This is a genomic window from Psychrobacter proteolyticus, assembly GCF_038155145.1.
Lineage (GTDB): Bacteria > Pseudomonadota > Gammaproteobacteria > Pseudomonadales > Moraxellaceae > Psychrobacter > Psychrobacter proteolyticus_B.
The window spans coordinates 362,098-378,122 of the sequence record NZ_JBAKAY010000003.1 but is presented as its reverse complement, the minus strand read 5'-3'; the positions used below and the strand labels follow the sequence as shown (position 1 = coordinate 378,122).

General features: G+C 44.0%; 8 protein-coding genes. 1 reads left to right on the top strand and 7 read right to left on the bottom strand.

Annotated features, from left to right (window positions below):
• Window positions 1–71: 71 nt before the first annotated feature.
• Complete coding sequence (locus tag V6252_RS05960; protein WP_341609729.1) at window positions 72–8,072, top strand: VCBS domain-containing protein; 8,001 nt, start codon at window positions 72–74, stop codon at window positions 8,070–8,072.
• Between the two features lie 147 nt (window positions 8,073–8,219).
• Here V6252_RS05960 and V6252_RS05955 read toward each other — a convergent pair whose 3' ends face one another.
• The 7 genes from V6252_RS05955 to V6252_RS05925 form a co-directional block, all read right to left on the bottom strand.
• Window positions 8,220–8,846: a c-type cytochrome gene (locus V6252_RS05955; protein ID WP_425355858.1), complete on the bottom strand. Its 627-nt coding sequence runs from the start codon at window positions 8,844–8,846 to the stop codon at window positions 8,220–8,222.
• Window positions 8,847–8,996: 150 nt separating this feature from the next.
• A complete protein-coding gene (locus V6252_RS05950; protein WP_341609727.1) occupies window positions 8,997–10,598 on the bottom strand; it encodes a flavin monoamine oxidase family protein in 1,602 nt (533 codons plus the stop codon).
• Between the two features lie 94 nt (window positions 10,599–10,692).
• Window positions 10,693–12,081, bottom strand: coding sequence for a c-type cytochrome (locus tag V6252_RS05945; RefSeq protein WP_425355857.1), 1,389 nt, complete (start codon window positions 12,079–12,081; stop codon window positions 10,693–10,695).
• A 121-nt stretch (window positions 12,082–12,202) separates the two neighbouring features.
• Entirely contained in the window at window positions 12,203–12,817 is a 615-nt protein-coding gene (locus V6252_RS05940; RefSeq protein ID WP_341609725.1) for a YceI family protein, read from the bottom strand.
• Window positions 12,818–13,061: 244 nt separating this feature from the next.
• The gene (locus V6252_RS05935) at window positions 13,062–13,871 is read right to left on the bottom strand and encodes a PAP2 family lipid A phosphatase (protein ID WP_341609724.1); all 810 of its coding nucleotides are present in this window, start codon (window positions 13,869–13,871) and stop codon (window positions 13,062–13,064) included.
• A 118-nt stretch (window positions 13,872–13,989) separates the two neighbouring features.
• Window positions 13,990–14,463, bottom strand: a complete 474-nt coding sequence (locus tag V6252_RS05930; RefSeq protein ID WP_341609723.1) for a diacylglycerol kinase — start codon at window positions 14,461–14,463, stop codon at window positions 13,990–13,992.
• Window positions 14,464–14,640: 177 nt separating this feature from the next.
• Window positions 14,641–15,981, bottom strand: coding sequence for a HAMP domain-containing sensor histidine kinase (locus tag V6252_RS05925; RefSeq protein WP_341609722.1), 1,341 nt, complete (start codon window positions 15,979–15,981; stop codon window positions 14,641–14,643).
• Window positions 15,982–16,025 lie beyond the last annotated feature (44 nt).

Sequence of the window (16,025 nt, the reverse complement as noted above, 5' to 3'; positions counted from 1 at the left end):
ACCAACGCGTCAACACCAATAACCCGAACAACCCAGATGATGTTACTGATGAAGTAGATGGCGATAAACCCGTGGTTGGTATTACTGCCACTGATGGTCAAGCAATTGAAGGGGTAGACAACACCTTAGTATTTACTGTGGCTCAAAATAACCTCAGTAATTTTGATACCACCGTCAAGGTCAGTTTAGGCAGCAGTACACTAGTCGCGGCTGACATTGCCAACATTAGCTATACCGATGCCACTGGTGCAGTGATCACGCTGAACAATACTGCCGATATTCAAAACTTTCTCACGAATGGCGATAGCGTCAAAATACCAGCAGGTAGCACGAGTGCCCCTGTTATTACAGTCACTGTGATTGATGATAATATTTATGAGCAATCAGAAAATATCGTACTTACGATCAGTAATGCGTCCAATGCCACTGTTGGCAGTAATGCCAGTGCTACAGGAACCGTGCTTGATGAAGATAACGGTAACCCTAATGATGGCAGCACCACCGATGGTGATAAACCAGTGGTCAGCATCACAGGTACAGAAAACCTAAGTGAAACAGCCGTCAATGGGTCGGCAAATACGGCTATTTATACGGTCAGTTTAAGTAATCCAAGCGCCCTTGATACGAGTGTGGTCGTCAGTATTGTTGCAGGCTCTGCAACTGGTAATGGTACAGATTACACTGCTCCTGTTACTCAGGTGGTCACTATTCCAGCTGGCCAAACATCAGTTGATATTACTGTTCCATTGATTGATGACACAAATTTTGAAGGCCCTGAGAACTTTACTGTTAGCATTTCGAGTATTGCACCAGTATCGACAGGTAATGTGACTATCGATCCTGTGAACAATACAGTGAACACTACGATCTATGATGATGGTACGACTGATGGCATGACTCCAGGCGGTGTGAATGATAATATCGTGCCAGTAGCAGTAGCAGACACCCTCACGCTAACCGAAAATGTGAGCGTTGGTTCAAATTCTGGTAACGTGTTAACCAATGATAACTTGGGCAACACACCGACTCAAAGCTTTACTTGGGGTACAGAGTTTGCAAACTACGGTAGTATCACTAAAAACCCAGATGGTACTTACAACTACGCGCTCAGCAACGGCAATTCTGAAGTACAAGCACTGGCAATAGGTGAGACGTTGACCGAGACGTTTACCTATAGCTTTAGAGACCAAGATGGTGAGTTGGCAAACTCAACGCTGACTATCACTATTACCGGTACCAATGACCGACCAAAAATCACCAATGGTGCCAGTCTAAATGGCGTCATAGACAGCAGACAAATCACAGAGCAGACAGATGCCTCTGTTATTACGCAAACAGGTATCATCAACTTTACTGACGTTGATACGAGCAATGAGTTAACACTCATTTATCTAACAAATCAAAACATCTTTACCTTTGGTTCTAATACCGCATTGACGTCATTAACAGCAGACCAACAAGCGGCACTAGAAAATATATTTAGCGTGAATCAACCATCAACGTCTAACAATGAGGCGAGTTGGAATATTAATGCTTCTTCTACTGCGCTTGACTTTATTCCGCCTGGTGAGACGGTAACGATTCGCTATGCTGTACAAGTCAATGATAATGAAGGGATCACGACTGCCGCTAATGGCAATCAACTCAGTGCCAGTGATATTCGCTATATCCAAGTCACGATTACAGGTACAAACGACGGCATTGCTCTAGTTAATGATAGTGAGACAATGCTCGAAGACGGCACCTTAACTGGCAATATCTTTACCAATGATAATGATGATCCTGATATTGGAGAGATGCTGACGATAGAGAGTTATGAGGTTAATGGCACGGTAGTACCTGTAACGGCAGGTACAAATACCGCAATGCCTGTGACTATAGATGGAAATATAGTGGGGCAAATCACTATGAATAGTGACGGCAGCTACATCTTGACCCCAACTGCCAATTATAGTGGCACTATCCCTACCATTACGGCTAATGTGTCAAACGGCTTGCCAGTCGGTAATCCTAACCGATCATCGGGTTCTGAGACGCTTGATATTACTGTGACGCCAGTCTCAGATGCGCCTACTTTATCAGCTGTATCAGTGACAACGAACGAAGATACCGCTGTGTTACTAGGGCTAAAAGCACCTATCATTAACGATGCCAATGATCTCACGGCAAATACAGATGACAGCCCTGAACGTATCGGCTTGATCACCCTAACTGGCATACCTAGAGGTGTGACCTTAGATTATGGTAGTAGCAGTATTATGACAACCACTGCCAATCAAACGATTACGATTTTATTGAGTGATGGCCCCACTGTTGTTAATCCACTAGGACAAGATGCGTCGACTATCACCATGACAAGGGCTGAATTTGAAGCGATCGAACTAACACCACCTGAAGATAGTGCCGCCAATATCACTATTGGCATGGCAGTGACAGAGTATGAGGTCGATAGCACAGGTGCTATCGTTTCAGGGGTGGCAGGCGCTGCGTCTAGCACAACGATAAAGGTTGACGTCCAAGCAGTGACCGACAGCAGTAGCAATAATGCTGCTAGCGATGATGTTAGTACCTTTGGCTATACTACAGTGGTAGGTGATACAGGAGTTGTGTCTGGTAGTACTTATACCGTGAGTGCCCAAGAAGGCGACTCTATTGTCTTGCCAATTACCACTGCATTTGGTGATTTGGTAGGTAGTGGCAATAATCGTGAGACTTACGGGTTTGTTATTAGTGGCTTACAGCCAGATGCGGTCATATCGTTTACTCCTGCGGGCAGTAACACCGTCACTGAGTACACTGCTAACAGTAGCGGTGAAGTATTGATCGGTGTAAATGCCACTTCACCTACATCGACTACACTGGCTGTGAGTAGCGGCTCAGAACCTAAGATTAGTATTAAATCAGCCATCTATAATTCACTCGATATGAAGAATATCGAGGTATCTCTATATACCCAAGACCATGATACTGACTCGACCCCAAGAAACAAAACGGTTGAACTGATCAGTACGGTGACAGTAGATATGACTGTGACGCCTGTCGCGGGACAAGTGACTGCGAACGATGTTGCAACTATTGAAGACACGGCTATCACGCTAGATGAATTCAACTTCCAAGTGCTGGATAATCAGTCGAGTGGTAGCCTTACTCAAGAAGTCATCACTGCGATTCGGTTTACCTTGCCAGTAGGTTGGACTTATAGCGACGGTACCACTACGAAAGTAGGTGATGGCACTCCTACGTCTATTATTACTATTACAGACACTTCCAACTTAAGTGGTTTATCGCTCACGCCACTTGCGCAATCTTCAACAGATACTGACATTGTTTTTGAAGTAACTAGTGTAGATTTGGATGATGACGGAGGTTTAGGTGCTGTTTCGATTAGTACAACAACAGAATTGACCCAGACGGTCACGATTACACCAGTCGCTGAAAAGGTTGGTGACGGTGTTATTTCAGATACTGATGGTGATGGCACAGCCGATCTAACCATCAATCCAGACCATGCATACACAAATGTTGCACAAGAAGAAATTGCCTTTAGTCTTGGTGTTGATGGTGCATTTAAATTAGTCACTGGTTGGGCCAACCAAGATGATATGGTCGACTTTGGACAAGAAAGCCATACGAATAATCCTCAGGATTCTGAGCAGACTTATGCTCACCTAACGTTTGGTTATAAAAATGCTAGCGGCTTTGAGGCAGTTGAAGGCGCGGTCTTCACTTATAGTGACGGTACTAGCACTATTACTTTAACTGATAGTGGTACTGGTGTTGATATTCCAGCTGCCTATCTTAATAGTGTGACTGTTATCTCGCCAGAAGATTATAGTGACTTCAACCTTGCTAGTGGTACCGAGACCGCGGTCAAAGTAGAAGCCAAAACTATAGATTATGATGAAGATACAGGCATGGATGTCGAGGCCATCAGTGGTGAAAGCTATTTGACATTTAAAGTAGCAGGTGTGGCTGATAGTGTCTCACTAGGCGTTGACCCAGCTTACGGTAATGAAGATCAAGCACTCGCGGGTGGCAATATGCGTGACGGGTCATCGACTGCTGTAGTTAATCCGACGAATGGTATTGCGCTGCAAATTCGCCCAAGCTCGCGTGATGATGATGGCTCTGAGATTTATAACGTAACCATCACAGATATTCCAGTAGGCGCGCAGCTATATGTTGTTAATGCATCAGGTGTTTCAACGTTGGTACCTACTAACACAGTTACTGACACCGCTACTGGTAAAGTCACCGAGACAGCCATTATTAATAACTATACCAATGACGTGACTAGCCTTTATTTTGTTCCTGCTGAAAACTACAGTGGTACAGTCAATCTGAAAGTGTCTGCAGTGAGTGAAGAAAGTGATGGTGATATCAGTGCATCTAGCGCTATACTCAATTTACCTGTTGCCGTTATTGGCAAGGCAGATCTTATATTGAATGATACGCTAGCCACTGAAACCGCTACAGTAACAGCTACTGATGGTCAAGAAACCACTAAGGATTACACCTACGTAGGTGCTGAAGATGCTGGTAATATTGCGTTATCAGAGTTCTTCTCTGATTCGGCCAATATTGCTGCTTACGACAGCAATGTACCCACTGCCGAACAAGTCACTTATAAAGTGACCGGTTTGCCAACAGGGTTTGATATTACAGGTGCCGTATTTTTAGGTGGTAGCGGCCTCACACGCAGTTGGTCTGTATCTTTAGATGCACTAAAAAATGGTACAGCGGAACTGGTAACGCCTAGCAACTTCGCTGGTGCAGTCGATTTTACTATCACTGGTACAACCACTGAAACCGTCTCTGGTAATAGTGCCACGCATAATAATCAAAATGTGTCGGTGCTAATAACACCAGATGCGACTGACAGTGTAGTGGCTAACCCACAAGTGCTAGCGACAGAGGATGTTTGGACGACTGTCAATTTCCTTTCTGTTTACACTAGTACAGACACGACAGCACTGGTAAATATTGCGACTGGTTATGAGGCATTAGAAACCATAATTCTAAAAGCTGATGACTTAATCAGCAGGGAAGTCGCATTGCGTGTTGATAATATTGAAGTTACGCTAGTGGCAGGTGAGACATATATCTATACACCAGATCAGCGCATTGAGATTATGTACGATGATGACAAGCGTCATAGTGATGATGATGTCAGCATACCTTTTGATTACACGTATACCGACACGGCTATATTAACAGATGGTTCAACCATCACCACAACATCACCAGTCATTACTGGCAAATCAGTAGATGTTACTTTCCAAGCTGTCACTGACCAACCGACTCTAACATTGACGGCTATAACATTGCCAGGGGACACGGCTCCTAATAACACTATCGACAATAGTGGCTCAAATGATACAGCCTCGGTCACAGTTTCATTAACCTCACCTGATCAAGATGGCTCAGAAAGCTTTACCCGTCTAGAAATTAGCAACGTGCCGGCCGGTATTCGAGTAGAAGGCGGTATATTGGCTGGTAATATTTGGTATGTCGATGTACCAGATACGGCAATAACAGGTGCAGCACCAGCACCAGAGTATGAGTTGGTATTCATTAGAGATACCAACATAGTCAACATACGTCCAGATATCTATGACATTACGGTGGTTGGTTTTAACCAAGATATTAACGGGCAGGGTATTGATGGTAATGAAGCACGTGATAGCCAAATCTTTAAACTTACGCTAGCAAGAAACGGTACTGGTGGTATAGACCCTGTAGATCCAGACTTGATCAATACGCTGACAGTCACCTCGGTACCTCAGCCAGAAGATGCCGCTATTGTATTGTCTACTTTAATCAATGCGACGCTAAACTCTGAAGCTGAAAGTACAGTGAGTGCTTATAGTTTCACATTGACCGACTTACCAGACGACACGGTATTGACCAGTAGCAATCCAGACGTGCAGGTGCAGAAGATTGCAGGCCAATGGATTATCAGTGTAGAGGCGAGCGCTAACTTAACGCCTAATAAAGCACTAGCAGCAATAACACTGACGCCGCCTACTGATTTTAGCACCAATGAAGTCGGTCAAGAGCTTGTCTTCGATGTTGAGTTTACAGCCTTGAATGATGAAGGCTTAGACGATAATCTCAAAATTGATGATGTTAAAGTTGAAATCAAACCTGTCACCGATGCTTTTGATAACGATGGTCAGACTTCAATCGTGTCAACCGATGAAGATGCGTCGATCGCGATTAATATCAATTTAACCAATACTGCGGATGGCGATTATGTGTCGCTAGTTGATGGTAAGTTGTATATTAAGATCGATGAAACAGGATTAACGACAGGATTAGGCACTGCTGGCGTATTAACATACAACGGTATAACGGTGACACCAGATATTAACGGTGATTATATAGTTGATCTAAACAATGGTGCAGGAGACTTAGTTAATCCTCCTGATAGCGTTATCGTTCAATATACCCCTGCTGCGAATGCTGATGGTAGTGCCACCATTACTGTAAATGCTGATCACAAAGAAGTGACCAATGTTTCTGGAACGGACGATGGTAATATCATCACGTATCAGCACAGCTATGATGTTAGCGTTGCTGCGCAGCCAGATGCGCTTAGTATCGCTGGGGTCGGTAATAATGATGGAGATAGTGACCCATTAACAGTGACTGCTACAGGTAATGAAGATACCCTAATAGCCATACCTTATGAGATTAGTTTAAGTGATATTCAAGGTGACAGCGATGGCAGTGGAGGCGTTGTGGAGGATAGCGCCGCTGCTATCAGCCTAGATAACGTACCTAATGGTTACTTGGTGTATTATGCCAATGCGTCAGGAGATCTAGTTTTAGCCAGTAATAATGGTGTGTCACCAACTAACGCTGATAATAATTCATGGTCAATCGATGCGAGTAAACTGCAAGCTGGCACGGATAATATCTTTATTTCGGCGCCAGAAAATGAAAGTGGTGTCGTTACGGGTATTGAAATGAGTGTGATTAGTGATAGTGGCCTAGTGAGTACTCCGCTTAGCGTTACGCTTGATGTGACGCCAGTTGCTGATGCCATCGAGTTCAGTCCTAGCTCTGTGATTGGCTCTCAAGGCAAGTGGACATCACTTAACTTAAACGCGGCTATGGTCGATATTGATGGTAGTGAAACGGTCAATGTGATACTGACGGGCACCAACCTATATGGTGATGTGCTCGATGTAAAAACTAAAAGTGGCACTGCTATAAACAATGTTACGTTTGATGCGGCTACTGGCACTTATACCATTATAGGCGTCACACCATCGCAACTGAACGATTTGCTTGTCAAATCAGCCGCACCGTATACGGGTACGTTACAGATTAGCTTGCAAACGGTCGAATCGGCAAACGGTAATAATCTGACCATAGCTGCAAAAGACCTTCCTGTTAATATTGCCCCAACGTTGATTTTCAACGGCACGACTGAAGATGATGTCTTGATTTCAGTCAATCAAACAGCCGCTGTTAAATACTCTGGTGGTGATGGGAATGATACCTTTATCGGTGGCAGCGGCAAAGATACCCTCAATGGCGATGCGGGAGATGATGTTTTAACTGGCAATGCCGGTAACGACACGATTAATGGTGGTGCCGATGACGACACGATAGATGGTGGTGTCGGTGCCGATACGTTAAATGGTGGAACGGGTAATGACACGTTAATATTTGATGCTGCTGACTTAGTTATCAATGGTGGTGACGGTATTGATACGTTACTCATTAATGAAAAAAATACCACAATTAACTTTGACACTTTCGATTCATCTAAGTTTGAAAGTATTGAGGTTATCGATATGACGGGTAATGGTGCTCAGTCACTTACCAATCTGTCGACCAGTGATGTGCTTGATATCATCAATGATACGGTCATGACCGATAAGGACCTAATTATCAATGGTGACAGTGATGATAGCGTGAGTCTTACTGCGACAGGTTGGACAGATAGCGGTACTACCACTCAAGACGGTATCAACTATAATGTGTATAGCTTCTCTGATACCAATGGTAACCATGATCTGTTGATTCAGACTGATATTACGACCAATATTATTATATAGGTCCATTTAGCTAGTACAGGATGTGACTTTTATCTTCTACAAAACGCCATTGGATCAAATCCAGTGGCGTTTTTTCGAGTGTTCTCTACGAAATAGCATACTTTAATAACTGGCTGGCTCTCCTTACTCAGTTGCTTATTCAATTACTTACTCACTTGGATCTGATCCTGGTGGAAAATCATGGCGTAGCTGTGCGACATTAGCAGTCGTCACTGTATCAGTGAAGCTATTTAGATCGCTATGCACGTATTGTGTGACAGCTGCTATTTGTTCATCACTCATCATACGGTGAAATGATGGCATGCCGCGTAGGCCATTAATTAACACACTAATAATATAGTACTTCGATTGCATCTTGCTGTTATTGGCTAGCGGTGGATAGTACCCAGCGCCTTGCGCGCCTTCACCTTTTTGCATATGACAACCAGCACAGGAGTCATCGTAGAGCTTTTTACCGTTGATAGTAAAAAACCCCGTTTTGCCTTGTGTGCTGCCTTCAAACTTTGCGAGCCATTTCTGCATGCTGCCATCTTCGCTCATTTTTGGTATTGAGCCTACATCGACAATATTGCTAGCGGGTTCAGCCAATTCTTTTTTGGTCATATATACGCCGCCCCATGCGCCCTGATTGCGTCTGGCTTGATTGTCAAAATTGTTTTTAAATACCATGGGCGCTGTCTGCGGTTTGGCGATAGTGGCTACGTTTTCTGATTTATACTGACTACAGCCTGACAACGTTGTTAACACTATCGATCCTCTAACAATGAGCATCATTATTGCCTTGCTCGAGCTGAGCGAGCTAGATAATTTGATTGAGTTTGCTGTCACTACGTTCATAATTATTCCTAATGTACCTATTCTCATTATTGTCATCCTTGCTTCAACGCCAAACTGGTTGTCCAAAAGCTTATTAAAAAGACACTGCTACCCAAGTTTCTTGGCCTTTTGATGTAAGCGTTTGGCAGCATCCATACCGGATAATATCGCGCCCTCTTGCCATGCAGGAATATGTGAGCAATGCTCTCCTGCTAACACAATACGATGATCTATCTCGCATAATGTCTCATAGTACTGCTCACGACTTGACTCGCTCCAAATACCGTAGCAGCCAAGCGACCAAGGGATACGGTGCCATGCGACAGACGTGCCCGAACGGAACTCTTTGGTATATTGCGGATGAATCTGTTTGCCATAGGCGAGCGCTGCGTTGATACGCTCTTTGGGTGTTAATGAGTTAAATTTGTATGAGGCTTCCCCAAATCCATACGCGCCAAGTAGCACGCCCGAGCCTGTGGTAAACATATCTTGTGACGGGTAGGAGATTTGCGAGATAGGCATATCGGTATAAGTGATGCCGCCATAGATCCATTCATCCTCTTCCCAAAACCGTCGTTTAAACTCCAAACCTACTTTGTAAGAGCTGTCATAAGGAACGGCTGCCATCGCTTGTTTCATTGGCGCGGAGACGTTGATATCCATCTGAGTCAATATCGACAAAGGAATAGTACAAATGCACCAATCTGCGCGCACTGTTTTGGCTGCACCGTTAGGGCTGTTGCTATCGACATAGTCAACGTTGACCCCAGTTTCGTCTTGATTGATCTTGGTGACTTTGGCATTGAAGGTAATCATCTCGCGACATTCTCGTGTGAAAGCATCACCGATTTTTCCCATGCCGCCGACGGGCTGAAACATCGTTGGTTGATGCACATGGACGGTATAGTTGGTATAAATGTCCGACCACATGCCTGAGTCTAGTAGCTTATCCATCGGTATAGGCGCTGATGGCTTGGCATCTGGCATAAGACCACCACCGGGATATACACTATAGCCACGATGCTTGCCAGTTTCATAGCTTTTGACATAGCGATAGTTTTTATCAAGGACGCCCCAGCCCTTGAGACCTTCGAGGAGTTTTTCTTTATCCTCTTTATTGACCGTACTATCGAGGCTGCCTTTATTGACGGCTTTGGACAATAACTCTGATACATAACCGCGAATATCGCTCTGTACTTCGCCCAAGCGCTGCGGCGCACCATTGAAGTGATTGGTACGATGTAGATAAGCTCGGTCGTTGGTTTGGATAAATGGCTGTAGTGCCACACCGAACTTTTTGCAGTAATGAAAGACCGCATAATGATGGATGGGCAGTCGCCATGGACCACCGTTAAAGTAGTTGCCTTTTTCGAAGTCGCAAGTGACCTCAGCACTGCCAAGCTCAGTATATTTGTCACCATTGTTCAGTGTCCAGCTGCGGCCACCGCCACGGTTTTGGTACTCAAGCACGGTCACTTTGTAGCCTGCTTTGCATAGCTCATAGGCCGCAGTAAGACCGCCCAGTCCTGCACCCAAAATCACGATACTGGCACCAGATGGTGCGCCTTTGAGGTTCATTTCTTCTTTAAAGCTCGACTCGGATGCAAACCCCAACGTGGTCATCGCTTGATACATTGCGGTCGCGCCTGCCGTCTTGCCTATCATTGAGAGCAGTTGTCGCCGCGTAGGGGATTGGAGCAGGTCATTCATAGGATTATCCTTATCGTGCTGGTCTTTGCCATATGATAAAAGGCGAAGATTAGGGCACATTTCTTATAGTTGGTTTTAATGCCAATTTTTAGAGTTAGCTTTTTTCTTTTATCACACGCGTGACATCCGCCGCACTGACATCGCTGTTGGGTAAACCACCAAATTTAACTCGTACATAGTTAGTAATATTAGCAATCTGTGCAGGGCTTAAATCTTCTGAAAAGCCTGGCATTTTTGGTGCTGTGTTAAATGCCCCTTTTGCCCCGAAGGCAATCACGCCAATGAGTGCATCAGGTTTTACGCGGCGAATACTACTCAAACTAACGATGGAGGCATAGCGTGCATCGGGCTGGGCGTAACCATCGACCCCATGACAACTGGCGCAATGGCTGAGATATAAGTCTTTTGGCGAATTGCCATTATTCACATAGTGAGAACTGACCATACTATCTACACTAGTAACCGTCTCGGCTTTTGCCTGCGCCAAATAGTCTTTCTGCTCCAGTAAGTCATAAGTAATGGAGTCGCTAACAGGTGGAGGTAGGCGAGACACATTGACAGGTATGAGATAGTCATCAGTCTTAATGGCTGGAACGACTTTTAGATAAGATGCCATAGCAATCAGATCTTCGTCGGTAAGATAACGCGTACTGTGCGCCACGGCTTCTGCCATCGGGCCGCCCGCATAAGCGCGCTTATCAAGCGTTCCTGTACGCAGGTAAGTCACGATATCCATTTCGCTCCAAAGGCCGATACCCGTATCGTTGTCAGGCGTGATATTTGGGGCAAACCATTCACCAAGTGGTGCGCCGGATAAATAGCGGTCTTTATCGAGGCCTTGAGTTAAGTTGCGCGGTGTATGACAGGTACCGCAGTGTTCTAAGTTGTTGACCAAATATTCACCGCGCTGCTGAGTTTCAGTTAGCCCTGAACGATTTTCAGTAGAGGGCACATTGATGACATTCCATGCCAGCATTAAGCTACGGATATTTAATGGAAAAGGCAAATGAGTGGTTTTTTCAGGTGGTTTGTCTACGATAGGAACGGTCTGAAAGTACGCGAACAAGGCGCTGATATCCTCATCTGTCATGCCATGATAAGACGGGTAAGGCATCGCAGGATAAAGCTGATGATTGGGTGCACGACCTTTTTGCAAAGCCTTTTTAAAATCGGCTTCGGTATAGTTGCCGATGCCATAGCGCGTTGACGGTGTAATATTGGTTGAGTAGATATTGCCAATGGGTGTCTCAATTGGTACGCCGCCATTATAGTCATCACGGTGGCAAGCCATACAGTCGGCGCTGCGTGCTATGTAAGCCCCGCGATTGGCAAGCGCACTATTGGCTGGGCTGACATTTGGTAGGGTTATTCGACTGGGCAAAGTGTCTATTGACAGGCTGACCGTGTCTGCCATCACGACGGTAGACACTAAGCTGAATCCCAATGTCAGTGTTATTATCGAAGAAAATGACAATGCTGGCATGACGGCAGAAAGTGGTTTCGCAATACTCTTATAATACTGATGAATCATGTCTAATTCCTTTTTAAGCTTTCTGCAAATCACTACCAGTATCCATTCAGACAATGGCGAAACATTAAAAATACTACTGTCTGGCGGCTTCGACCTTGATACTTAAGTCAAGGTTTTTGGTCAGTCCGAACCAAGCGAATTTATTGATATTCCATTTTGTGCGATTAATCGTAGCAGTGAACTCGCCACCGCAAACATCTTTTCTAATGCTCGTATTTAGATAACAATTAAACTTAGTCGCGGTTAGGCTAATTGGGTGTGTCTCGCCATGCAGGGTCAGTTGTCCATCTACCCGAGTGACCTGAGGGCTTTTTTTATCTTGATTAAAATGCCATTTTGTCGATTCAAAATGCGCTGAAGGAAACCTCTGCATATCAAAAAATTCAGGCCCCGTTAGACTATTATTAAAAGAAGGGTTGCCCGTATTTAAGGAGTTTATCGGTATGATCAATGAGATTTCGCCTGATCTTAAGTTTGGATCGTATTGCAATTGACCTTCGATATTATAAAAACCACCAGTCGTGGATGAACTTTTAAAGCGTTCGATAGCAAATCGAATATGAGTGCTGGCAGGATTAATAGCGTAACTGGCGGCTTGACTGCTATTTGCAGCGCCTACGAATAATAATGCAATGGTCAGAAAAGAATAGATATGCGATGATTTTGGCCTAGTAGACAACAAGCGCATAGCTACATTCCTTTACCGACTATTGATATAAAGGAGCTTATTCACAAGCGCTATCCTTGCGTTTGCTTAACAATAAGCCAGTGATTGTTTATTATTTATACAGGGTTTTTCAAATACTTAGTAGTGCTATTTTAGTAAAGAGTTAACGAACAACTCTGTCATGCCCGAACGTCAATTCAAAGTACTGATACCTAATTATTGAAGCTAAGTACTGATGCATAAGTACTGAACCTAAGTGCCAACTTTAAGTATTAGAGTGCTCAATACTAGACAAGCTAAGACCAGTATTTCTTTTATCGTCGTTGGTGCTGTGTGCTTTATTTTTAATTGATTGTTTGAAAAATAGAGCAGCGAGCGCACAGGCTATGGTTAATGACAGTAGCATTGAGACCAATGTATGGCTAAAGAAATGATCGCCAAACAGCATCTTATACAGTCCCATTGTCCAGCCCAAAACGGTTACTGATATGACTATCTGGTAGCAGTATTTTCTTAATGTCGGTAAAAAAGCCAGTCCATATAAAGAAAATCCTGCGCTGGCGTGAGCTGCTGGGAAGCATCTGGCAGGCGTTGCTGCTATGATGTTTTGCCAAAGGTTGAGGTAGGGCAAATCCCCATTAAAAATAGCTAAGTCATTTGGGCAGCTGACATGGGTGACGCCTTTGAGCGTAGCAATGGTAGCAGGTACAATCACCAATATAATCAGTAGATAGCCAATCTCGCGCATAGGTAAAGGAAGCAGAAATTTATCAAGCTTATTATAACTGAGCTTACTGCGATTTGGGGCAGTAGCATTAAATCTTGACTGTCTATACTTGATTATTAAAACCGCTATGAGGTAGACAGCCAATAGAATCAATAATGCTTTGGGCAAATCATAAAAGATAAATGCATAAGGCTGCGCGCCTTTTTCGAGTAGCCAGTGTCCATTGTTATAAAAAAGCTCACTGATGCGTACATCTAATTGGCTATGCTCAAAAACTAAGGTGGCCATGATGGTCACGCACAGTAGTTTTAGCCAGTCCCAAGTCATTGCGTTGTTTTCTGAAGTCATGACTACACCTGATAACGTATATGCGATGTTGATAGTTCTTAATACGACCTTTGTTTTGTTATTTTTCTAAGATAGTGCTAGCAGCGTGTTGCGCTGTTAAGCGAGTGCTCGCCATGCTTTAATAAAATAGAGCAGACAACGCCATGATCCATAAAGCCATTAACAAACATAAAGACAAAAACTGTGCCGCAGAGCCGACATCTTTTGCAATTTTTGCGAGCGGGTGTTTGGCGGTTGAAGTATGGTCAACGCAAGCTTCGATACCTGTGTTGATTAGCTCAACAATCAAAGATAAAAAAGAAGCGACGACTAGCATCATTTTTATACCAAGCGTAAAAGGCATAACGATGACAGCAGCTAGCAGTACAAGATTGAGCCCCACCACTTGTCTAAAAGCCGCTTCAAATTTATATGCGGCCTTAAAGCCATCTATAGAGTAACCAGTGGCTTTTATAATGCGGTAAATTCCTGTTTTACCTTTAGCATGACTTGCAAAGCTATCAGCCGCGAGTGCATTATCATGTGCTGTTTTGTTGACAGAACTATGCTCGGCTGATGGGGCTACAAGGTTGGTATGAGTGATTTGCTTCATAGGGCACTCTTAATGGTCTATTAAAATTAAGATAGCCTGAGTATAAGACGGGAGAGGTTAAGAAAACGTTAAGAGGATATAGATGGTTGAGAATAAAGCGTAATGGGTGTTTAAATTTTTATTTCCCAATCAGCAATTATGATTGGGAGGTGAAGATGTCTTTGAGCTATCACAAGGTTATTTATAATAAATACTAAAGGTGCTACCACCTGAGCGATTGGCTTGATGAGTGAGCTGCCAGCCCATATGCGACATGATACGCTGGACGATACTGAGTCCTAGACCTGAGCCTTCAACCTTATGTTTTGTATCATGCTCTGACAACAGAATTGTTTGCTCGTCTTTATACTGAGACTCTAATCGCTCAAACCGTTCATAGAGTAGAGGCATCATCGCCTCAGGAATACCTAAGCCAGTATCAGTCACCGTAATTTTTTCGTCATCGATAGTAATGGCTACTTCGCCATCATCGGTATATTGAAACGCATTTTTTATGAGATTGCCTAGTGCCATTTTTAGGAGTTCGGGGCGTACGTAAGCGCTGTATTCCTGCTCGGCAATTATCTGACAAGTAACAGATTTATACCGCAGTAAGTATTTTAGGCGCTGCATTTCTGCTAAAGCGATATTGTTGATAGAGGTTTGCGGTGCGTCTAACTTTTCAGGCGCGCGCGATAGTAGAAGCAGGGCAGTGATAATCTCAGAAGTTTCCTTGGCAGTAGTGCTAATGCGATTGGTAAACTCATTTAAGTGGCTGTCAGGGTCTAGTTGCGAGGCCAATACTTCAGAAGCCCCCATGATAATAGTCAGTGGCGTGCGTAACTCGTGGCTGACATCACCAGTAAACAGTTGCTCGCGCTTGAGGTATTGCTCTAACTTGTGGTTTTTCTCATCGATAGCCCGTGCCAAGACACCAACCTCAGATGGCAAGTGTGTCAAGTCGCTTAAGTTATGATGGTCAGTCTCGACGGCTCGTTTCAAATCCAATAGAGGCTTGATGATCTGTTTAGAGGACAATTGGGAAAAGATAGCAGCGATAAGTAAGCTTAGAATCACGGCTACTTTTAGCGTATCTGCAAATATGTCTTCTAGGTGCTCAAATATCGCCAAGACTGGATAATTCCCCATTACCATTTCGGTATTTTCTAGGTAAGTCAAAATATAGGCTTGACCATCTTGGGTATAGGCAAAAAGATGGAGATTGGCATGACCTGCTCCAGAGGCTTTATTAACAGTGACAGAAGTCTCTTGCACCGTGTCATTGGCTATCGCTTGTAGGCTAGCAGGTGCTTTGTCATAGCGATAAATCTTGATACCTGGGTCAGCGACATAGATAGGCTGATTACCATGCTTTTCTTGGCTAAGCTCTAGCTGCTGCAATAGGCGAGCCTTGACCAAATCTTGCTCTATTCGGCTCTCTGCGTACAAGAAAATACTGACAAAAGCTGCGCACAGTAATAAGGCAAATATGAAGTAAGACAGTCTGAATTTATTGGCTATCGAGTCTATATTGGGCATGGTATGGGACAACTTAATAGAAGAAGGTGATATACAACAGAGCT

Coding starts and splice junctions, on each gene's coding strand:
- V6252_RS05950 (WP_341609727.1), bottom strand. CDS start 10,598: ATGAATGACCTGCTCCAATCCCCTACGCGGCGACAACTGCTCTCAATG.
- V6252_RS05925 (WP_341609722.1), bottom strand. CDS start 15,981: ATGCCCAATATAGACTCGATAGCCAATAAATTCAGACTGTCTTACTTC.
- V6252_RS05955 (WP_425355858.1), bottom strand. CDS start 8,846: ATGATGCTCATTGTTAGAGGATCGATAGTGTTAACAACGTTGTCAGGC.
- V6252_RS05930 (WP_341609723.1), bottom strand. CDS start 14,463: ATGAAGCAAATCACTCATACCAACCTTGTAGCCCCATCAGCCGAGCAT.
- V6252_RS05940 (WP_341609725.1), bottom strand. CDS start 12,817: ATGCGCTTGTTGTCTACTAGGCCAAAATCATCGCATATCTATTCTTTT.
- V6252_RS05935 (WP_341609724.1), bottom strand. CDS start 13,871: ATGACTTCAGAAAACAACGCAATGACTTGGGACTGGCTAAAACTACTG.
- V6252_RS05945 (WP_425355857.1), bottom strand. CDS start 12,081: ATGCCAGCATTGTCATTTTCTTCGATAATAACACTGACATTGGGATTC.